The sequence below is a fragment of the Rickettsia endosymbiont of Villa modesta genome, assembly GCF_964026485.1.
GTDB lineage: Bacteria > Pseudomonadota > Alphaproteobacteria > Rickettsiales > Rickettsiaceae > Rickettsia > Rickettsia asembonensis.
In genome coordinates this window covers 26,197-46,603 of record NZ_OZ032157.1, presented here as the reverse complement: position 1 = coordinate 46,603, position 20,407 = coordinate 26,197, and the positions used below count along the sequence as shown (strand labels likewise).

Below are 20,407 nucleotides of genomic sequence, written 5' to 3'. Positions count from 1 at the left end.
TTATGTCATATCAATATGTTTATGAAATGGTTGGTTTAAGCAAAATTATAAATGGTAAACGAATTTTAAAAGAAACAAATTTATCATTTTTACCAAAAGCTAAAATCGGTATAATAGGTCCAAATGGAGCAGGCAAATCGACTTTATTAAAAATAATGGCAGGTATTGATAAAGAGTTTGAAGGTAAAGCAACAGCTAAAATCGGTATAAAAGTAGGATATTTACCTCAAGAACCGTATCTTGATTCTAGTAAAAATGTTTTTGATAATATCATAGAAGGTCTTCATGAAAAGAAAAAACTTATTGATGAATTTAATTATATAAGTAATAAATTTGCTGCTGAAATCACTGATGAAGAAATGCAAAAGCTTTTTGATAAACAAGCAGAATTGCAAGAAAAAATAGACAATTGTGATGGATGGAATCTAGAACGTGAAATAGAGATCGCAATGCTTGCTTTACGTTGCCCACCAAAAGAAGCAGCTATTACAAAAATTTCCGGTGGAGAAAAAAGAAGAGTGGCTTTATGTAAATTGCTTTTAGAGAAACCTGATATGTTGTTACTTGATGAACCTACAAATCATTTGGATGCAGAATCAGTTTCTTGGCTTGAAGATTATTTAAAGCATTATGAAGGTACTGTAATAGTAATTACCCATGATCGTTATTTTTTAGATAATGTTACAGAATGGATATTAGAAATAGATCGTGGAAATTGTATACCGTGGGAATCAAATTATAGTTCTTGGCTTGAACAGAAGCAAAAAAAATTAGCTTTAGAAAGTAAAGAAGACGATGATAGAAAAAAACAATTGAATCGTGAACTTGAATGGATTCGTCAAATACCAAAAGCTAGACAATCAAAAAATAAAGCACGTATTACAGCATATCAAGAATTATTAAATAAACAACAAGAACAAAAAACTGATCCTACTCAAATAATTATACCTAACGGACCTCGTTTAGGGGATCTTGTTATTGAAGCAGAACATATAGCTAAAAAATTTAATAATAAAATATTATTATCAGATTTTAGTTTTAAAGTTCCACGTGGAGCTATTGTAGGAATTATTGGACCGAATGGAGCAGGTAAATCTACTTTGTTTAATATTATTACAGGTAAAATAACGCCGGATAGTGGTTCTATTAAAATTGGTCAAACGGTAAAATTAGGTTACGTTGATCAATCACGGGATCATTTAGATGATAATAAGACTATATGGGAAGAAATTTCAGAAGGTCTAGATGAATTACCACTTGGTAATAGAATAATTAAAAGTAGAGCTTATTGTGCAGCTTTTAATTTTAGAGGCGGTGCTCAACAAAAAAAAGTTGGACAACTTTCAGGTGGAGAACGTAACAGAGTACATTTGGCGAAATTACTAAAAGAAGGAGCAAATGTTATATTATTAGATGAGCCGTCTAATGATTTAGATATTGATACGTTAAGAGCACTTGAAGATGCTATTTTAGATTTTGCAGGTTGTGTATTAGTAATTAGTCATGATAGGTGGTTTTTAGATAGAATAGCCACTCATATTATATCATATGATAAAGAAAATAATGCTACATGGTTTGAAGGAAATTATCAAGATTACCATGAATATATGCTAAGTACTAATGGGGAAAGTATTTTAAATCCAAAATATAAACATAAGAAATTAATATAAATATGTCTTTAACACAAATATTATTAATTTTGTTTGTAGGAATATTGGTAACAAAACCGGATGATATTTTTATAATTAGTAAAGAATTTAAAAAAATAAAAGCGTATTTAATTAATATTAAGTCGTCTATTATAAAAAATATAGATGAGCCGTTAGAAACAGAGCAGGTAAATTTTTATTTAAAAAAAATTATTAACCTAGAAGGTTATTATCATGGTAATTATGATTTAACGACAATAAAAGAAAAATATTATACGCTAATAATTAACAATGACTTAATAGAAAATGAATCAACACCTGATATAACAGAGAAACACTAATCCGTGCCTCGCTCAATTAATTAAATCTAAGAATTATGCAAAAAGTAGTAAAACTTAACAATATTAAAATAGGAAATGATTTACCGTTTATCCTAATTGCAGGACCTTGTCAGATTGAAAGCAAAGATCATACGTTGTTTATGGCAGAAAAACTTGTTAAATTAACTAGCAAACTTGAGATTCCATTTATTTATAAATCTTCTTTTGATAAAGCTAATAGAACTTCCATAAATGGGATTAGAGGACTTGGTATTGAGAAAGGTTTAGAAATTTTATCAAAAGTAAAATCTGAATTCGATTGCCCTATTGTTACTGATGTTCATTCAGAGAGTCAATGTACTGAAACAGCCGAAGTAGCAGATATTTTACAAATTCCGGCGTTTCTATGTAGACAAACCGACTTGCTTCAAGCTGCAGCAAAAACAGGTAAAATAGTAAAAGTAAAAAAAGGACAGTTTTTAGCTCCGTGGGATATGAAAAATGTACAAACAAAACTAGAAGCTTTTGGGGTAAAAGATATATTATTTACAGAGCGTGGTGCATGTTTTGGTTATAATAATTTGGTATCTGATATGCGTAGCCTTGCAATAATGACGGAGTTAAATGTACCTGTAGTTTTTGATGCGACGCATTCCGTTCAGCAGCCTGGAGGGCTAGGAGGTAGTACTGGCGGAGAAAGAAAATATGTAGAGCTGCTTGCAAAGGCAGCAACTGCTGTAGGTATCGCCGGTATGTATATGGAAGTACATCAAGATCCAGATAACGCTCCAAGTGATGGTCCATGTATGATTAAGTTGGATAATCTAGAGTCCATTCTTATCAAACTAAAAAAATATGATAAAATTACAAAAGAAAAATAATCTTAGAGATTATCTGTAAATAAATATTAATTAGTAATTAAAGAGCTTGTTTAGCGAAAATTAATAAGATTTTTGCGGCAAAAAAGAATTAAATTATCGGTTAACATTTATTTACAGATAGCCTCTTAAACTTTACCTTTCAAAATATATATACCTCTAGTAAATGAAAAATTGTCAAAGAAGTCAGCAAGTGTTATTAAGTAAGAATGGATTTATAGAAAATTAACATCAGTAGAAAAAGAAGAATTAAAGCTTTATCATAGAAGCGAAAGGGATAAGAGGATTTGTGATAGAATCAAAGCTGTTCTCATGTATGATGATAGCTATAGTATTGATGAGATATCGAAAGTGTTATTACTGAGTGATGAAGGGATAAGAAAACATTTAATAGATTATCATAATGCTCAGAAGCTTAAGCCTGGAAATGGCGGTAGTGATAGTAAACTTACTAGACAGGAGGAAGCAGAGTTAATAGTTCATCTAGAAAATAATAATTATGTGTATACTTCTTTTACCTGAAGAATTGGTAGTATTAGATATTAATTATCCATAAGAACATTGATTATTCGCTCATCTAAATATTCATTTTCCAACTTTTCAAGTTAAAGAAGTATATGCTAGAGATATAGGTTTGTTCATAGAACGTCAATATGGAGTAATCTATACATTAGCTGGGGTAATCAAGCTGTTACACAGACTTGGTTTTAGTTATCAGAAACCTAAGTTAATGCCTGGAAAAATAGATTTAGCTAAGCAAGAGGAATTTAAGCTGCAATATAGTTTGCTAAAAAATAATTTAGCTAAAGATGAGTCTATTTATTTTATGGATAGTGTTCATCCTCAATACCAAACTCGAGCAAGATTTGGTTGGATTAGCAAGAATGTAGTTAAAACATTACCAAGTTTCAGTGGTTGGAAGCGTAAACATATTATTGGTGCTATTAATCTTAAGGATTTAGAGGTAGTAACAACTGACAATCCTAAGGTTAATGGTGATTATATTATTGAATTTTTAAAGGAATTAGAAGCAAATAATCAAGATAAAAGTAAGATTTATTTGATATGCGATAATGCTGGATATCATAGGTCAAAAAAGGTAAAAGAATATCTACAATACGGTAAAATAGAGTTACTATTTTTGCCGGCATATAGTCCTAATTTGAATCCAATTGAACGACTGTGGAAATTGATGCATTCTGTTGTAAGTAACAATAAATTTTATGCGAATTTTGAGACATTTACTGATTCTATACGAATATTTTTTGAAAATATTGAAAAATATAAAAATAAAATTTCTTCATTGGTAAATGACAATTTTCAAACCATTGTGCCTAATCATTTTAACAACTCTTCATGTTGAAGAAGTATATTAGTAGTACCTGATCTTGAATTAGGCAATATGCTTGCAAAGCAGCTAAAATATTTGGGTCAAGCGGTTATGGCGGGTATCGTTCTTGGAGCCCGTGTGCCTATTATTTTAACAAGTAGAGCCGATCCTATGGATATGCGGGTTATTTCCTGTGTACTTGCTTCATTTATCTATAATCACACTAAGGCAAAGCTACATATCCAAGCAGGTAAATAATATGAAAGATGTTATTTTAATAGCTAATGCCGGCTCATCTAGTTTAAAAATTTCTATTTTTGAAATTCAGAATAAAAAAGTTAAGGATAAAATTTATAATATTTTTTTAGAAAAGAACGACAATAAAATATTATTTCATATAAATAAAAAACAGGAAGCTGCTACCGATATTAAAGATGATGCTATTGAAATGATGATTGAGCTTTTTGAAGATTGGTGGAAAAAACAAGAGAATCTCAATTTAATTGCAACCGATCACCGTATTGTCCATGGCGGAAAAAATTTTAATAAACCGGTTATTGTTAATGAAAAAGTTAGTGAAGATTTGAGAGTATTAATACCTCTAAGCCCTTTGCCTCAACCTTATAATTTGCAGGTACTGGATTTATTTCTTCAAAAATATAAAGGAAGTGTTGAGAGATAAGAAATTAAGTAGAGAATTATAGGAAGGATATTTTTTTGGAAGAAATAGTGTTTAAAATTAAGATAATTTTTGTTCAGTATACTTCTTTAACTTGAAAAGTTGGAAAATGAATATTTAGATGAGCGAATAATCAATGTTCTTATGGATAATTAATATCTAATACTACCAATTCTTCAGGTAAAAGAAGTATATACCACTCCGTCATTGCAAGCAGTCGTAGACTGCGTGGATCAATTTCACCTCTGTCATCCCGTGGCTTGACCACGGGATCCATAACAAAACAAAAAAAGACTGAATCCTGCGATCAAATCCATAGTACCGGACAATTTTTAAAAAGTCCTAGATGTCATTCCCGCGTAGGCGAATCCAGCATAAAGCGAGATAAATCGAGCTTTTAATTTCAAAAATTTGCTGTATTTATACTTTTTTCTGGATTCCCGCCTACGCGGGAATGACATAAAACGAGTCATGCAACAACGCCTACAACTGCTCGCAACCACGTCCTAAATTAGTACACTACGACACTGTTAATAAACTGTATAATTTTTCCTGGATGTTAGTTAACTTACCTATATCATTTCCTCCGGCTTGAGCAAGGCTTGCTTGTCCACCTCCGCCGTTGCCTCCCAAGAATAAAGAGAGTTCTTTTGCAATTATACCTGCATTGTATTTGTCTGTTATAGCTTTACTCACCGCAACCGTAATAGATAATTTATCGTTATTACCCGCAATATATACTACTATTAAATCTTCTACTTTTTTCGTTAAATTTTCTGCAGCCTGACGCAATACTTTATTGTCTAAATTCTCTATATATCGATAAATTAACTTAACTCCTTTTATATCCTCAGCTTGCTTTTCAATCTGCTCTATACTTAAATCTAAACGAGCTAAATGAGTTTTTTCTAACTCTTTCTCAAGTTCCTTATTACGCTCTAGGGTATTATTAACCTTAGTAACAAGTTCGTTTTTGTTAGTCTTTAAACTGCTTTCTATCGATTTAAGTAAACTATCCTTTTCTCTCATTAATTTAATTACGAATTCACCGCAAACTGCTTCAATTCTGCGAACCCCTGCCGCTATAGCACTTTCGCTTGTGATTTTAAAGCAACCGATGTCACCGGTACGTCTGGCATGCGTACCACCGCATAATTCTAAAGAAGTCTCACCCATCTTAACTACTCTTACCTCAGAGTCGTATTTCTCGCCAAACAGTGCCATAGCTCCTTGTTTGACTGCATCTTCAGTTGTCATTAATGTAGTATCTACTTCATGATTATCTCTAATAATCTCATTTACCTTATCTTCGATTAAAGTGATTTCTTCATTAGTCACAGCTTTAGAATGGCTAATATCAAAACGTAAATAAGTCGGAGCGACTAAAGAACCTTTTTGTGTAACATGTTTACCAAGCACCTCATGTAGTACTGCATGTAATATATGCGTGGCCGAGTGGTGAATCCTTAAATTTTGTCTATATTTGATGTCTATACTAAAATTAGCATTTTCACCTACGTTAATCTGCCCCTTTTTCAAAATACATTTGTGGACTATAATAGAGCCTAAATATTTTAACGTATCTATTACTTCTATTTCAGAATCTTTTGAAAATATCGTCCCAATGTCACCCATCTGACCGCCGGACTCACCGTAAAAAGGTGTTTGGTTGCTGATTAGCAGAAATTGCGTATCTATTTCTTTTATATTATCAATTAAACTATTATCTTTAATTAATGCAATTATTTTACATTCTGCTTCATTAAGCGTATATCCTAAAAATTCCGTGCTACCATGCTGCTCTTTAATATCAAACCATAGTTGATCTATTTTTGATTCACCGGAGCCAAGCCAAGATTTTCTAGCACGTTCTTTTTGGGCAAGCATTTGCTCTTCAAATCCCTTATGATCGATGGAAATATCACGGCTTTTTAAAATATCTTCAGTTAAATCAAGCGGAAATCCGTAAGTATCATATAGTTTAAACGCTACTTCTCCTGATAATTCATTACCTTTTATTAGCGTTTCTGTTTCTTCGGTAAGAAGCTTTAAACCACGTTCTAAAGTAGTTTTAAACCTAATTTCCTCTTGTTCTAAGATGCTGCTGATAAAGCTTTCTGCTCTCTTAAGTTCAGGATAAACATTCCCCATTAAATCAACAAGCTTTGGCAGTAATTTATACATAAGCGGCTCTTTGCTGCCTAACATATGAGCATACCGCATGGCTCGCCTCATAATACGGCGAAGTACGTAACCACGCCCTTCATTTGAAGGGATAACACCGTCAGCTATTAAAAAGCTACTTGCTCGTAAGTGGTCGGCAATAACTCGGTAAGAAAATTTAGCTTCTCCCGCTACTTTCACTTTTACTATATTTTCGGTAAAATTAATTATTTCCTGAAATAAATCTATGTCATAATTATTGTTAACATGCTGTAGTACTGCCGTCATACGCTCAAGACCCATACCGGTATCGATAGATTTTTGCGGTAACTCTATTCTAGTATCTTTATCGATTTGTTCATATTGCATAAATACCATATTCCAAATCTCGATAAATCTGTCACCGTCTTCGTCCTTAGTGCCAGGTAGCCCACCGTATATTTGTTCTCCGTGGTCATAAAAAATTTCAGAGCAAGGACCGCAAGGACCCGTATCGCCCATAGACCAAAAATTATCATTTGTTTTAATCCTTATTATGCGATCATCCCTAAATCCTGCTATTTTTTTCCAGTAAGAAGCTGCTTCGTCGTCGGTATGATAGACTGTTACATATAGCTTATCTTTTTGGAGTTCAAATTCTTTAGTCAATAAATTCCAAGCGTAATATATGGCTTGTTCTTTAAAATAGTCACCGAATGAAAAATTACCTAGCATTTCAAAAAAGGTATTATGTCTTGCCGTGTAACCGACATTCTCAAGGTCGTTATGCTTGCCGCCGGCTCTAAGAGATTTCTGACTAGTTACCGCTTTGTTATAAGGTCTTTTTTCTTGTCCGGTAAAAACATTTTTAAATTGTACCATTCCGGAATTAACAAACATTAAGCTAGGGTCATTGTGTGGAATTAACGAGCTAGCCGGTACATGTGTATGATTATTTGCTTTAAAGTAAGTTATAAATTTACTTCTAACTTCTTCGGTGGTAAATTTAGTCATGGTAAGATATATTATTTAATGTTATGTCATTCCTGTGTGGATCGGTAAAATCCACCGTGTCACCCCGTGGCTTGACCACGGGGTCCATAAAAATATTAATATTATTAGTATTTTTTAAGCTGGATCCCGCTACAAGCTCGCAGGATGACAACGGAAAATCAGTCCACGCAGCCTACGGCTGCTCGCAATGACGGCTTGGGTATCCACGCAGAAATGACGTCCAGTATAGTAAAATACACTGAATTATGATTAAAATAAATTTATTTATGAAAAATATTTTTGATTCGATCAAATTACATTTTGTTAATTTTGTAACAAAATTAACAATAGTTTCTTTCAAAAGAAAAAAGATCGTGGTGTTACTAGGTAATAAAGGTGTATTTCTTAGTATTTTTCTCGATAATAAATTATTAGATAAATTATTTATCCCTACTCAGGAACAGATAGACTTAAACCCTTATAAAAACTTTTTTAGTAAATTTCCAAAAAGCGATATTTATTTTTTACTTGATGGTAGTGAATGTAAGACACGGCACGATCAAATACCTATATTACAGTCAATAGTTAAACTTGATCCTATTGAACAATTTATCGAAGGTTATTTTAATAAAGAAGACATTATAGCACATTGTGTTTACGAAATTACTACTACACCAAGTGAAATTTGGTCGACTTTAATTATGTCGTGTCCATTTGAAACACCTTTAAGTGATATAATTTCATGCATTATAGATAAAAGATCGCTTGATTTAAAAGGAATTTACTTTTTAACGCTAGAGCTAAAAGTTATTATAAATAAAATAGTACAGAATATAGAAAATGATAAATATAATGATTATTTCCAAATTTGTGTATATGCCTCACAAGCTAGCGGTATAAAATTTATTATCAAACATAAAAATAATATAATAACAATTAGAAATCTTGAGTATCCATTCGGTAAAACAACCGGATATGTTCAAGGTATTATAGAACAAGAAATTAATGATTGTTTGATATTATTTAAAAACTATATAAGTAATCTTGATCAAAGAGCCTGTATAATTCTTATAGTAGATGAAGAGTTAAAATCTTTATTAGAATCAACAAATTTTGAAGATCGCCCTGTAATCTTTATACCGGTTGATAATATACTAAATAAGCAAACTCTAGAAAAAGAAAGATTTATAGATACGAATATTAGTAGGCTGTTTCTAGAATATAAGAGTTTTCCTGCTTATAATAATAATTTAAAATCAATAAAAAAACTAGTTACCATAAAGGATCTGACATTTAAATTATATAGTGCATTACTTATAATATTAATATTAGTGGTCGGTATTATTAAATATAATACAAAACAGAATTACAAAGACATAAACTCTATTAATGAAAAATATTATGCAACAAATCAAGAATATGATAGTATCAAATATAAATATCCTTATATTAAAAATACTACTAGCCTAGCTGATTTATATGTAATAGAAAAATTACTAGAAGCACCGGTACCGCTACCGTTTGATTTACTTAACAGACTTATAATTACTTTAAATCCGGCTTTTAAATTAGAAGAAATTAAATGGGAATTAACAAATATAGATAATATTTTGTTAGTTTCTAAGAGACAGTTAATAATCAAATTAATACTTAAATATCATACTAATAATCTATCGGTAGATGAATCTCTAAAGATGTTAGATGATCATATGCAAAACGTAAAAAATAAATTATCTAATTTGCAGATAGATTATGTTATATATAAGGATAAAATACTTGATATATTCGGTAAGGTAGTAATTCCTTTATCGGTTAATATAGTTGACGATAAAACCCACTGTGTCACCCCGTGGCTTGACCACGGGGTCCATAAAAACAATAAAAAATACTAATAATTTTAGTATTTTTAACTAGATCCCGTGGTCAAGCCACGGGGGGGGGTGACACCGAACAGGTTTTTCGGTCCACGCAGGCAATGCCATGCGGGAATGACATAAGTCATGCAACAGCACTAATAACCCAAGGTAAAAGTAATGTTTGAAAAATATATTATGTATTTAAAGAATCGTATATTCTTTCAATTTATTATATGTTTCTTCTTTATTTCCTTAACTATTTGGATAATAAAAAATTTCCAGCAAGAATACAGTAAATCTATTCTTGATAAACAAGTTTCACAAGAAAATCTAACAGAGGAAGTTTTAAAGCTTTATTCTATCATTAACTCTAAAGAAGAAATATTAGAATCTTACAAAAAATATGTAGATTTAAGCGTTCCAAGTAATGTAAGTTGCTTAAATTATCAAGAACTAATTCCTAAAATAAAAAGTTTAAGCAATAAATATGATTTAGTAGAACCTATAGACGTATCTATAAATTCAGTATTTTTTAAAAATAATGTTCAGGCGATTGAAGGAGGAGAAGGTGAATCGATTCATGTAAATAATTATAGCATAAATATAAAATATGCATGTGCAGATTTTTTGACTTTTTTAAAAATATTCTCTGAAATTTATTCTTATATGCCTCCTAATACTCTTATATCTTTTGTACGAGTGCGTAATGAAGAAGTGTTAACGCCTAAGAATATATATAAACTTTCAGTGAATCATGCTCCTAATCTTATTTATGCTAAATTGATATTATATATCAGAGAATTAGCCTCAAAATAAATTAATAAAATGAATAATGCGATAGTACTTAATAACGTAAATACTAATTTATTTAAAAAAGATATTGTTAATAATTTTGTCAATAATCTTACGAAATCTACTTGCTCTACTATTGCAAATATGCTTGCTATAGATTATACGCTAAGGCTTAATTCTAAACCGGAAGCTGAAAAATATATTAATAAATGTATTTCTAGACTCAAAAATTATTTAGGTATGCGGGTTATTAACGATGATAATTTTTCCGTAGCATTAGGGTTATTTGCAATAATGATTACTTCTGAAGACGAAAATGAGCAAAATAAGAATAATATTTTAGAGCAATCACAAGATATAATAGCAGAAAATCTTGTAGAAGTTTATTTTGGAGATGAAAAAATAAATAGTACCGAAAAAGAAAAAATTAAAAATATATTTAAAACTCTTTTAAAAAAGAAGAATTTTGACAAAATAATAAATTATGCGGAATCTCATAAAAAATTATTTAAGGCTTCTGTAATGTATGCAATAAAGAAATATAATAATATTGATGAAGCAACAATTTATATAAAGAAAGAATTTAATAAAATATTAGAAATGTCTTTAGCATTTACACAAAAAAGTAATATATTTAAACAAGCAACCGGAAAAATCGCTGGTGCTGTTTGTGCTTTATTAGTCGGAGCAATTAGTGTTGCGACTGCGGGAGCGGCTTTCTCTATCATAGTTGTACCGGCATCGATTTTTGCAGTCAGATATGCACCTGAACTTGGTGAAAAAATTGGAGGATTAATTTTAAATAATGATAATGCAATAAAACTAGAACAAAGCAATATAGATAAGTTTATGAAAACATTACAAAATGATAAAGAAAGTCTTCTCTCTCAAGAAAAAACAAAAAACATCAAACAAAATATTAAAGTTTCTCCTTCTCAAATAAATGCTAAATTAACTAAGAAAGTGGTTAATGAAAAACATAGATAGGGTATCGTAATTGCGAGTGACTGTAGATGTTGCCCGTATGATTAGAAAAACCTACTCGATGTCATTCCCGCGAGGCATTGGCGTTATTGCATGGATAGTTTTTTTCGTCATTGCGAGGAAAAACTGTAAGTTTTGACGAAGCAATCCAGTTAAAAATGCTAAAAATTAGCATTTTTTTTAATTATTTTTACTGGATTGCCGTGCGGTCTTCGACCGCTCGCAATGACGAGGTGGTATCCATGCAACAACGTCCCGCTTTCGCGGGAATGACATAAATGAGCCGTACAATGAAGCTATAAAGCTATTTTTACTTGAGAATATAAAATATTCCTCTTATTATCTTTTTTTAAATCAATAAAATAACTTAATGAGAAAAGTAGTAATATCCGGCATGATCGGCAACGTTTTAGAATGGTATGATTATGCATTATATGCTCAATTTGCTTATATTATAGGGCAGCATTTTTTTCCGGATTCAGAAATGCGAGAGACTTTAACTTTTGCGGTATTTGCTGCAGGCTTTATAATACGACCGCTCGGCGGTATTATTTTCGGTAATATCGGTGATAGATTCGGCAGACGTACTGTTTTAGTAATGGGTATTATAACTATGGCAATACCGACTGCCGGGATAGGTCTCTTACCAGGCTATAAAACTATAGGTATTGCCGCTCCTATTATTATAACTGTTATCAGACTCATACAAGGTTTTTCTTTAGGAGGGGAGTTTAGCGGTTGTATTTCGTATATTGTAGAACATGCTTCGTTCGAGCAGCGAGGACTTGCGGGGAGTAGCTCATTCGTTAGTATGTGCGGTGGTATGCTGCTTGGACTTGCTACAGCAGCCGGTTTTTCTTATTTTATGCCCGCCGATATGCTATTTGAATGGGGTTGGAGAATACCTTTGATTGCCGGTTTATTTATTAGCTCTGTAGGTTTATATATTAGAAAAAACCTAGCAGAAAGTCCTATTTATAAAAAAGCTAAGGAAACAGGGCGTTTAGCACGTTTTCCTTTACGAGAAACATTAACAAAATGCCCAAAAGAACTAATTATCGCACTTGGTCTTTATATTACCGTAACTGCTCCTTTTTATACTTCTACGGTTTTTATCGGTAATTTTATGCAAACGCTTGGTTATACTAGTCAGCAAAGCACAATTGTTAGTAGTATAATATTAATCGTAATGATGATAGTATTTCCTATATCTGCGTATGTTTCGGATAAAGTGGGGCGGCGTCCTGTACTAATATGGGGGATTATCTTGTTAATTTTATCAGTTTATCCTATTTTTCTAGCCTTAGGATCAATGAACTTTACTTTAGCTATAATATCTCAAGTAATATTTGCTGGAATTATCGCTATTTATATGGGACCTATCCCAACGGTTTTAGTAGAGATATTTCCAACTAGCATAAGATTTACCGGTGTTGCACTTTCATACAACCTTGCAGCTGCTATATTTGGCGGTACTGCTCTAATGTTAGCAATGATATTAACGAAAGTTACCGGAGACAATTATGTTATTGCATATTATTTAATTGCACTTGCTTTGTTATCTTCTATAATCCTAAAATTCTATAAAGAGACATATAAAAAGAATTTGGTCAGCTAATCATGAGTGAAATTTTTGAAGTACCGGATGGTGAAAGTAAGGTTTTACTCCATTGTTGTTGTGCTCCGTGTGTTGGTCCTTTAATGGAGAAAATGATCGATACCGGTATTAAGTTTACGCTTTTTTTCTATAATCCTAATATTCATCCTAAAAAAGAATATGAGCTTCGTAAGAATGAAAATATTAAGTTTGCCGAGAAGCATAATATAGAATTTATCGACGCAGATTATGATCCGCAAAATTGGTTTAGGCGTGCTAAAGGGATGGAGTTTGAGCCTGAGAGAGGTAAACGCTGCACAATGTGTTTTGATATGCGTTTCGAGCGTACGGCTTTATATGCTTATGAAAACGGTTTTAAGGTTATAACTAGTTCGCTTGGTATTTCTAGATGGAAAGATATGAACCAAATTAATGAATCAGGGATTAGAGCCGCATCTCATTATGAGGGGATAACATAATATTGACAAAATAAACCTAAAAAAACAAGTTTTTTATAGGTTTTTACTGGATTCCCGCTTTCGCAGGAATGACATATAGCACTAAGCCTTTCCAGCTAATAATAATATTTGAAATTGAAATTATGAAAGATTCAGAACAAGATATTAATAAAAACGATATAAAAACCCTTTCATCCACAGAGATAGAGGATAAGAAACCTACAAAACTTAGTTTCATGGAGTATTTAATCAGTATGTCTAAATGTAATGAATTAGATATTCAAAGAGCAAAAGGAAAAGCTAGAGAATTTGAGTTCTAATATAGAAATTCTTATGAAAAAACTATCATTTCAACAAATTATACTAGCCTTGCAAAATTACTGGCAGGATTACGGCTGTGCAATCTTGCAGCCTTACGATACACATGTCGGAGCCGGTACGTTTCACCCTGCAACGGTACTTAGATGTCTTGGTTCAAAACCTTGGTCAGTAGCTTATGTACAGCCATCAAGAAGACCAGGCGATAGCAGATACGGCATGCACCCTAACAGAATGCAACATTACTATCAGTTTCAGGTTATCTTAAAGCCATCGCCGGATAATATTCAAGAGCTATATCTTAAAAGCTTAGAATGTTTAGGCATAGATTTAAAAACGCATGATATTCGTTTTGTTGAAGATGATTGGAAGTCGCCGACGCTCGGGGCTTGGGGGCTTGGTTGGGAGGTATGGTGTGACGGTATGGAAGTATCCCAATTTACTTATATGCAGCAAATCGGCGGTATTGAATGCCGTCCCGTTGCCGGTGAAATCACTTATGGGCTTGAGCGGCTTGCATTATATATTCAAGGTGTCGATGAAGTAAAGGAACTTGATTGGAATGGGCAGGTAGGAGAAAAAGCTTTAAAATACGGGGAAGTTGATTTTGAGGCTGAACGACAATACTCAAAATATAATTTAGAGCTTGCAGATAGTGAGATGTTAGTACGACATTTTAAAGATAGCGAAGAACAATGTGAGCGGTTAGTAAAAGAAAATGTACCACATGTTGCTTATTATGAATGTACAAAAGCAAGCGATGCCTTTAATCGATTAGATGCACTTGGGGTAATTAGCGTTACTGAGCGTGCCTCTTATATTTTAAGAGTACGGCACTTAGCTAAAATTTGTTGTATGAAATGGTTGGAGTTAAGCGGTGAGTGAATTATTATTAGAGCTATTTAGTGAAGAAATACCTGCATTCATGCAAAAAAATGCTGAAGAGGGTTATTTAAACATATTCACGAAAATTTTTGAAGAAAACGAAATATTTGCAAAAGTACAACTATTTGCAGGACCTCGTAGGATAACATTGTATGCTACCCACTTACCGAAAGTAACTCTGCCGAAAGAAACGGAGATTAAAGGACCGAGCATAGATGCTCCGGAAGCTGCAATTAATGGATTTTGTAAAGCTCATAACGTTAGTAAATTAGAGCTTTCTACTAAATTAATTAATAATCAGCTATATTATTTCTTTGTTAAAAAAACAGAAGAAAGAAAGATAAAAGAAATTTTGCCGGAGATTATTATAGAAGCTATTAATAAATATAGCTGGGCAAAATCGATGTTTTGGGGTGATTATAATATAAAGTGGGTTAGACCACTGCGTAACATTTTATGCATATTTGACGGTGAAATATTACCGCTGCAATTTGGGCATTTAACCGCTAATAATATTACGTACGGGCATCGCTTAACTGATAATAAAAAATTAGAAGTAACAGATTTTGAGGATTACAAAAATAAGTTTTCAGAAAATCACGTTATTTTAGAAAGAACAAAGAGAGAAGAAATAATTAAAACAGGTTTATTGGAACTGGCAAATTCTCATAATCTAAACATAAAAGAAGATAATCGTCTAATTGAAGAAGTAGCAGGGCTTAGTGAATTTCCTGTTGTGCTACTTGGAAAAATCCCACAAAAATTCTTAGAGCTACCTAAAGAAGTACTTATTTCTTCGATGCGTACACATCAAAAATATTTCTGTCTATTCGATAAAGAAGGAAATTTCGCACAATATTTTCTGTTTGTAAGTAATGGCAGATTTATAGATGCCGACCTCGTTATTAAAGGTAATGAAAAAGTACTATCTGCACGTCTTTCGGATGCTTTATATTTTTATAAACAAGATATAGCTAAAACTTTAGAATCAAGATTAGGTAAATTAGAAGCTGTAACGTTTCATGCAAAACTTGGTAATTTAAGAGAAAAAATTGATCGTATAATTAAAGTTTGCAAGCATATAGCTCCAAATAATAAAGATTTAATCACGGCAGCAAAACTTTGTAAAAGCGATCTCGTTTCTGAAATGGTTGGGGAGTTTCCTGATTTACAAGGTATTATGGGCTATTATTATGCAAAACATGAGGGATTAGGCGAAGAAGTAGCCGCTGCAATCAAGGATCATTATAAACCGCAAGGTTTGAGCGATAATGTACCAAGTGGAAATGCAGCACTGCTTGCTTTAGCCGATAAGGTGGATAGTTTAGCTGGTCTAATGATAGTGGGTGAAGCCCCAACAGGTTCAGGCGATCCATATGCCTTAAGACGTCAAGCTCTTGGCATAATAAGAATAATACTTGAAAATAAATTAGAGCTAAATTTAAATGATTTAATTAGTTTTTCTATAAACTTATATAGAGATTCTTCTCATAAAAATAAGGATTTAATAATATCTTTCTTTGAAGAAAGAGCAAAATTTTATTTTAAAAATGACTATGATATTGCGTTAATTAATGCTGTTCTTGATTTAAGAATGGAAGATGAGTTGGTTAGTATAAGTCTAAAACTTAATGCCTTACAAAAATTTTTAGCAGAAGACGCAGGCAAACAATTATTAAATGCTTACAAACGAGCTAGCAATATAATCGGTGATCAGAAAATTATCGACTTAGTTGATACAAGTCTCTTTAGTACACAACCTGAAAAAGAATTATTTGAAGTAATCCAAAAAATTTCGCCGCAAATTATAGAGAGTATAGCTGATAAAGATTATAAGAAAGCTTTAAATTTACTATCATCGCTATTAGTTCCTACTACTAGCTTTTTTGATAATGTACTCGTTAATGATCCTGATCCAAAAATTGCAGAGAATCGTTTATCGTTATTACAAAATATTTGTGAATTATTTGATAAAATAGCTAAGTTTAACCGCTTATGATTGAAACTTTCCTATGTCATTCTTGTGTTAGGGGTTGCATGGCTCTTAAAAAAGCATTCTATGTCATTCCCGCGGAAGCGGGAATCCAGAAAAAAGCGAAATTATTTGAGCTTTTAATTTTAAAAATTTAGTGTTTTTATACTTTTTAGTGACTGGATTCCCGCTTCCGCGGGAATGACATAGAGAAGCAGATATATAACAAAACCAAAATAACTAAATTAATGTTCAGTAAAGCAGTTCAATTTATAAAATCAGGCAAGGTAGTTGTTTTTCCAACCGAAACAGTTTATGGAATCGGAGCGGATGCTACTAATAATGAAGCTTGTTTAAAGATTTTTCAATTTAAAAATCGCCCTGCTATTAATCCGCTTATTGTGCATGTCTCCTCCATAGAGCAAGCAAAGGAAATAGGAAAGTTTAATGATTTAGCTACAAAAATAGCAGAAAAATTTTGGCCTGGACCTTTATCTATAGTTGTCCCTTTAAAAGAGAATGCAAATGTTAGACCTCTTCGGAAACTCGCTTATAGGGAGGAATTTGAAGGAGACACGGAACGCAGCACCGCAACGTATATAGACATACGTGAGGATGCGAGTACCGGATCGACGTACAAATTACCCCTAGAAGTAGAGTTTCCGAAGAGGTCTATTGCTCCTAGTGTAACGGCAGGACTTAATACAATAGCGATTCGGATACCGTCTTGTCCGCTAGCATTAGAACTTATCAGACAATCAGGCGTACCTATAGCCGCACCAAGTGCCAACCCTTCAAACTATATTAGTCCGACTAACGCCGAGCATGTTACAAAACATTTTTCAGAAAACGCAGAAATTTTTATTTTAGCACCTGAAATTTATCAATCTGAATATGGGCTAGAGTCAACGATAATCGATACAACAGCTGTTACTCCTACTATTCTTAGAGAAGGGTTTATAACTGCTGAAATTTTAGAAGAAGTACTTGGGGTAAAAGTTTTAAAAGCATCAAAGACAAGTAATATAAAAGCTCCGGGAATGCTTGCTAAACACTATTCACCGAATATGCCTATTAGATTAAATGCTACAAATTTGGGGGATAGAGAAATTGGATTAAATTTTGGCAATAGTAACCTTACGGGGAAATTTTCATTAAATTTAAGTGCCAAAGGTGAACTTATAGAAGCTGCTGCAAATCTTTATGCTTATTTAAGAATACTTGACGATTATGCGGCAGTTCATGATGTAAGCGGTATAGCAGTTAGCCCCATACCCTCGGTAAATATAGGGGCTGCAATTAATGATCGCCTAAAACGTGCCGCAAAATCATAAATTTCGGCGTTCTATTCTCCCTAATAGCTTTTTGATGATATTTGGTAATTATATAATTATCATGCGGCTTTAAATAATCATCTTTATTCATAATTTCAAAATTACCATTCTGCTCTATTAGCTCTATTGCTTCATAAAAATAATTTTCGATATCGGAAGCAAATACTAAATTACCGTTATCTTTTAGTTTATCCTGTAAAATCTTAAGCCGTTCTTTATTGAAAATACGTTTCTTTTTTTGCTTATTTTTTATCCATGGATCAGGAAATAAAATATAAATTCCATCTAAACTGTTACTTGGTATCTCATTTAATATTAAATCCAAATTATTAGGAAATAATAAAAAATTCGTGATATAGTCAAATGATTTGAATTCACTGAACGAGTCACTCGTCGCTCTCCTATTAGTTATAGACTTCGCTCCTTGCTCCTTGTAATTAAATCCAACTGATTTGACTACATTCTGCTCGCCGGCAAGTTTTAAAACATTTGCAACGCCGTTTAAATATACCTCTACCCCAATAAAAAGTGCATCAGGATTCATTTTGGCTTGGTTAATGAAATGCTCGCCCATACCAAAACCTATTTCTAAAAAGATTTTACGTTTTTCATCAATAAGTTTTTCTTTGGAAAATAAATATTTCGGTAGTTCGTTATCTAATAAATTCTGTTGCAGCCCTGATAAGTTTTTTCCGATACGCCTTGCGTATGACCGAGTTAAGTTAATAGGAGAAAATAATATTACCCTACTGTGACCTTGTAGGTCTTTATAAACATTTTCAATATTATAACCACAATCTAAGAAAATTTGAGTTATTGCTTCTTCCTGTTTAAACCCTATCTCTAATGCCAACTTACCGTTTGGTTTTAAGAATTTTTTTGTATTTTCAGCGATTAAACGGTAAGCTTGTAAACCGTCTTCTTCAGCAAATAAAGCTATAGACGGTTCATAATTGATTGTTTCAATTGCCATCTCTGATTTTTCACTATGAGATATGTATGGTGGGTTGCTAACGATAAAATCAAACTTCTGATCCTCAATATTCTCAAACCAATTACTGTGAATAACCTGAATTCGATCCGTCACGTGATATTTTAGAGCATTACTTCTAGCAACTTCTATTGCATCAAGACTGATATCAGTAGCAATTACATTAGCATTGGGTAGTTCGCATAATAGGCTGATAGCAATGCAACCGCTACCTGTACCGAGTTCGAGTATGCTAAAGAGTTTGTCATTGCAGGTTTCTCTTATGTCATCCCCGCGAAAGCGGGGATCCAGTCGCTTTTTTTTTGGATTCCTGCCTACGCGGGAATGACATTGAGACACAACATCAACCAAAACTTCAGTATCGTTTCTTGGAATTAATACATGTTTATTAACAATAAATTCACGTGAGTAAAATTCTTTAACGCCTGTAATATACGCTATAGGTTCATGCTTTAATCTTCTCTCTAACAGTTTTTCAAAAGCTTCTATTTCAGCTTCATTTAACTGCTCATCAAGATTAATAAGCAAATATTCAATAGGTTTATTTATAACATACCGTAGTAAGATTCGTGCTTCTAATTGCGGTGAATTGATGCCTATTTTATTTAATTTATCTGTTGCTTTACTTAAGACTTGTTTTATAGAATATTGCACGGAACAGGTCCAACTCCTATAACTTCTAATATTGCTTTATATATTGTTTGCATAATGATAGGACTGCAAGTAGTTAGAGGCCCTAGGATTAAGCGTTTATTATCTATGCTACGTATTTGGTCTATTAAAAGATCTGAATCTCTTTCTAATTTATTATGAGCTTTAAAAGGAAAAGCATCATCTATTAAATTAGTTGTTAAAGGGATGATTAAAGTAGATGGGTGATTTGCATCTAATAATACTTGATCTTGAATAATCAATACAGGTCTTGTTTTACCAAGCTCACTACCAACTCTAGGATTTAAATCGGCAAGCCAAATTTCTCCGAGATTAATTTTCAGGGTCATGCTCTATATTAGAAAATTCGGAATTTATTTTCATGCTTTCTTTTCTTGTTCGCATACTAATTGCAAATAATTTTTCTTTCCTTTCTTGCTCATATAGGCTTTTATTCATAGTTTTAATAGATCTTCTAATATACTGACTACGTGAAATATGAAGTTTTTTAGCCCTTTTAGCTACTTCCTCGGCTAAATCATCGGGTAATCTTACAGTAAGTGCAGACATAACTCTTA

At 32.4% G+C, this 20,407-nt stretch carries 18 protein-coding genes and 5 pseudogenes; 18 read left to right on the top strand and 5 right to left on the bottom strand.

Annotated features, from left to right (window positions below):
* Positions 1-2 precede the first annotated feature (2 nt).
* The 7 genes and pseudogenes from ettA to AC5584_RS00245 all read left to right on the top strand — a co-directional run.
* Positions 3-1,670, top strand: a complete 1,668-nt coding sequence (ettA, locus tag AC5584_RS00275; RefSeq protein WP_499216471.1) for an energy-dependent translational throttle protein EttA — start codon at positions 3-5, stop codon at positions 1,668-1,670.
* Between the two features lie 2 nt (positions 1,671-1,672).
* Entirely contained in the window at positions 1,673-1,990 is a 318-nt protein-coding gene (locus AC5584_RS00270; RefSeq protein ID WP_499216470.1) for a DUF2672 domain-containing protein, read from the top strand.
* A gap of 35 nt (positions 1,991-2,025) precedes the next feature.
* Positions 2,026-2,850 (top strand): 3-deoxy-8-phosphooctulonate synthase, encoded by an 825-nt coding sequence (gene kdsA, locus AC5584_RS00265; RefSeq protein WP_499216469.1) that lies wholly within the window; start codon positions 2,026-2,028, stop codon positions 2,848-2,850.
* 309 nt (positions 2,851-3,159) lie between these two features.
* Complete coding sequence (locus AC5584_RS00260; RefSeq protein ID WP_499216468.1) at positions 3,160-3,369, top strand: hypothetical protein; 210 nt, start codon at positions 3,160-3,162, stop codon at positions 3,367-3,369.
* Positions 3,370-3,430: 61 nt separating this feature from the next.
* A complete protein-coding gene (locus tag AC5584_RS00255) occupies positions 3,431-4,210 on the top strand; it encodes an IS630 family transposase (protein ID WP_499217061.1) in 780 nt (259 codons plus the stop codon).
* A 6-nt stretch (positions 4,211-4,216) separates the two neighbouring features.
* Positions 4,217-4,435 (top strand): annotated as a pseudogene (locus AC5584_RS00250) (phosphate acetyltransferase); the annotation flags it as partial.
* A gap of 1 nt (position 4,436) precedes the next feature.
* Positions 4,437-4,841 (top strand): annotated as a pseudogene (locus AC5584_RS00245) (acetate/propionate family kinase); the annotation flags it as partial.
* A gap of 157 nt (positions 4,842-4,998) precedes the next feature.
* Here the strand turns inward: AC5584_RS00245 and AC5584_RS00240 are convergent.
* Together AC5584_RS00240 and alaS are read right to left on the bottom strand one after the other, a co-directional pair.
* Positions 4,999-5,124 carry a hypothetical protein gene (locus AC5584_RS00240; RefSeq protein WP_499216467.1) on the bottom strand — a complete coding sequence of 42 codons (126 nt, stop codon included), beginning with the start codon at positions 5,122-5,124 and terminating at the stop codon, positions 4,999-5,001.
* A 251-nt stretch (positions 5,125-5,375) separates the two neighbouring features.
* Positions 5,376-8,012, bottom strand: a complete 2,637-nt coding sequence (gene alaS, locus AC5584_RS00235; protein ID WP_499216466.1) for an alanine--tRNA ligase — start codon at positions 8,010-8,012, stop codon at positions 5,376-5,378.
* A gap of 23 nt (positions 8,013-8,035) precedes the next feature.
* Here alaS and AC5584_RS00230 point away from each other — a divergent pair, with 23 nt between their 5' ends.
* The 11 genes and pseudogenes from AC5584_RS00230 to AC5584_RS00180 all read left to right on the top strand — a co-directional run.
* A complete protein-coding gene (locus AC5584_RS00230) occupies positions 8,036-8,203 on the top strand; it encodes a hypothetical protein (RefSeq protein ID WP_499216465.1) in 168 nt (55 codons plus the stop codon).
* A 54-nt stretch (positions 8,204-8,257) separates the two neighbouring features.
* Positions 8,258-9,883 (top strand): hypothetical protein, encoded by a 1,626-nt coding sequence (locus tag AC5584_RS00225; RefSeq protein WP_499216464.1) that lies wholly within the window; start codon positions 8,258-8,260, stop codon positions 9,881-9,883.
* A 141-nt stretch (positions 9,884-10,024) separates the two neighbouring features.
* A complete protein-coding gene (locus AC5584_RS00220) occupies positions 10,025-10,663 on the top strand; it encodes a hypothetical protein (protein ID WP_499216463.1) in 639 nt (212 codons plus the stop codon).
* Between the two features lie 9 nt (positions 10,664-10,672).
* A complete protein-coding gene (locus tag AC5584_RS00215; RefSeq protein ID WP_499216462.1) occupies positions 10,673-11,626 on the top strand; it encodes an RP853 family protein in 954 nt (317 codons plus the stop codon).
* Positions 11,627-11,993: 367 nt separating this feature from the next.
* On the top strand, positions 11,994-13,241 hold the full coding sequence (locus AC5584_RS00210; RefSeq protein ID WP_499216461.1) for an MFS transporter: 1,248 nt from the start codon (positions 11,994-11,996) through the stop codon (positions 13,239-13,241).
* A 2-nt stretch (positions 13,242-13,243) separates the two neighbouring features.
* Positions 13,244-13,696, top strand: a pseudogene (locus AC5584_RS00205) (epoxyqueuosine reductase QueH); the annotation flags it as partial.
* A gap of 71 nt (positions 13,697-13,767) precedes the next feature.
* Positions 13,768-13,998: a type II toxin-antitoxin system Phd/YefM family antitoxin gene (locus tag AC5584_RS00200; RefSeq protein WP_499216460.1), complete on the top strand. Its 231-nt coding sequence runs from the start codon at positions 13,768-13,770 to the stop codon at positions 13,996-13,998.
* Positions 13,999-14,011: 13 nt separating this feature from the next.
* Positions 14,012-14,881: a glycine--tRNA ligase subunit alpha gene (locus AC5584_RS00195; RefSeq protein ID WP_499216459.1), complete on the top strand. Its 870-nt coding sequence runs from the start codon at positions 14,012-14,014 to the stop codon at positions 14,879-14,881.
* The gene (glyS, locus tag AC5584_RS00190) at positions 14,874-16,880 is read left to right on the top strand and encodes a glycine--tRNA ligase subunit beta (protein WP_499216458.1); all 2,007 of its coding nucleotides are present in this window, start codon (positions 14,874-14,876) and stop codon (positions 16,878-16,880) included. Before AC5584_RS00195 ends, glyS begins: the two co-directional genes overlap by 8 nt.
* 221 nt (positions 16,881-17,101) lie before the next feature.
* Positions 17,102-17,380 (top strand): annotated as a pseudogene (locus tag AC5584_RS00185) (L-threonylcarbamoyladenylate synthase); the annotation flags it as partial.
* Positions 17,381-17,527: 147 nt separating this feature from the next.
* Positions 17,528-18,187: pseudogene (locus AC5584_RS00180) on the top strand (L-threonylcarbamoyladenylate synthase); the annotation flags it as partial.
* Here the strand turns inward: AC5584_RS00180 and trmB are convergent.
* Genes trmB through AC5584_RS00165 form a run of 3 tightly spaced genes read right to left on the bottom strand, consistent with a single transcriptional unit; the run spans position 18,153 to position 20,399 of the window.
* Positions 18,153-19,832 (bottom strand): bifunctional peptide chain release factor N(5)-glutamine methyltransferase PrmC/tRNA (guanosine(46)-N7)-methyltransferase TrmB, encoded by a 1,680-nt coding sequence (gene trmB, locus AC5584_RS00175; protein ID WP_499216457.1) that lies wholly within the window; start codon positions 19,830-19,832, stop codon positions 18,153-18,155. The pseudogene AC5584_RS00180 and the gene trmB overlap by 35 nt on opposite strands.
* Complete coding sequence (locus AC5584_RS00170; RefSeq protein WP_499216456.1) at positions 19,817-20,179, bottom strand: type II toxin-antitoxin system PemK/MazF family toxin; 363 nt, start codon at positions 20,177-20,179, stop codon at positions 19,817-19,819. Before AC5584_RS00170 ends, trmB begins: the two co-directional genes overlap by 16 nt.
* Positions 20,163-20,399: a ribbon-helix-helix protein, CopG family gene (locus AC5584_RS00165; RefSeq protein WP_499216455.1), complete on the bottom strand. Its 237-nt coding sequence runs from the start codon at positions 20,397-20,399 to the stop codon at positions 20,163-20,165. The genes AC5584_RS00170 and AC5584_RS00165 overlap by 17 nt, the downstream gene beginning before the upstream one ends.
* Positions 20,400-20,407 lie beyond the last annotated feature (8 nt).

Bases quoted from the DNA above. Each gene is read 5' to 3' on its own strand.
- AC5584_RS00210 (WP_499216461.1), top strand. From the start codon at position 11,994: ATGAGAAAAGTAGTAATATCCGGCATGATCGGCAACGTTTTAGAATGG.
- AC5584_RS00270 (WP_499216470.1), top strand. From the start codon at position 1,673: ATGTCTTTAACACAAATATTATTAATTTTGTTTGTAGGAATATTGGTA.
- kdsA (WP_499216469.1), top strand. From the start codon at position 2,026: ATGCAAAAAGTAGTAAAACTTAACAATATTAAAATAGGAAATGATTTA.
- alaS (WP_499216466.1), bottom strand. From the start codon at position 8,012: ATGACTAAATTTACCACCGAAGAAGTTAGAAGTAAATTTATAACTTAC.
- AC5584_RS00260 (WP_499216468.1), top strand. From the start codon at position 3,160: ATGTATGATGATAGCTATAGTATTGATGAGATATCGAAAGTGTTATTA.
- ettA (WP_499216471.1), top strand. From the start codon at position 3: ATGTCATATCAATATGTTTATGAAATGGTTGGTTTAAGCAAAATTATA.
- AC5584_RS00230 (WP_499216465.1), top strand. From the start codon at position 8,036: ATGTCATTCCTGTGTGGATCGGTAAAATCCACCGTGTCACCCCGTGGC.
- AC5584_RS00170 (WP_499216456.1), bottom strand. From the start codon at position 20,179: ATGACCCTGAAAATTAATCTCGGAGAAATTTGGCTTGCCGATTTAAAT.
- AC5584_RS00200 (WP_499216460.1), top strand. From the start codon at position 13,768: ATGACATATAGCACTAAGCCTTTCCAGCTAATAATAATATTTGAAATT.
- AC5584_RS00225 (WP_499216464.1), top strand. From the start codon at position 8,258: ATGATTAAAATAAATTTATTTATGAAAAATATTTTTGATTCGATCAAA.
- AC5584_RS00215 (WP_499216462.1), top strand. From the start codon at position 10,673: ATGAATAATGCGATAGTACTTAATAACGTAAATACTAATTTATTTAAA.
- AC5584_RS00165 (WP_499216455.1), bottom strand. From the start codon at position 20,399: ATGTCTGCACTTACTGTAAGATTACCCGATGATTTAGCCGAGGAAGTA.
- AC5584_RS00195 (WP_499216459.1), top strand. From the start codon at position 14,012: ATGAAAAAACTATCATTTCAACAAATTATACTAGCCTTGCAAAATTAC.
- AC5584_RS00220 (WP_499216463.1), top strand. From the start codon at position 10,025: ATGTTTGAAAAATATATTATGTATTTAAAGAATCGTATATTCTTTCAA.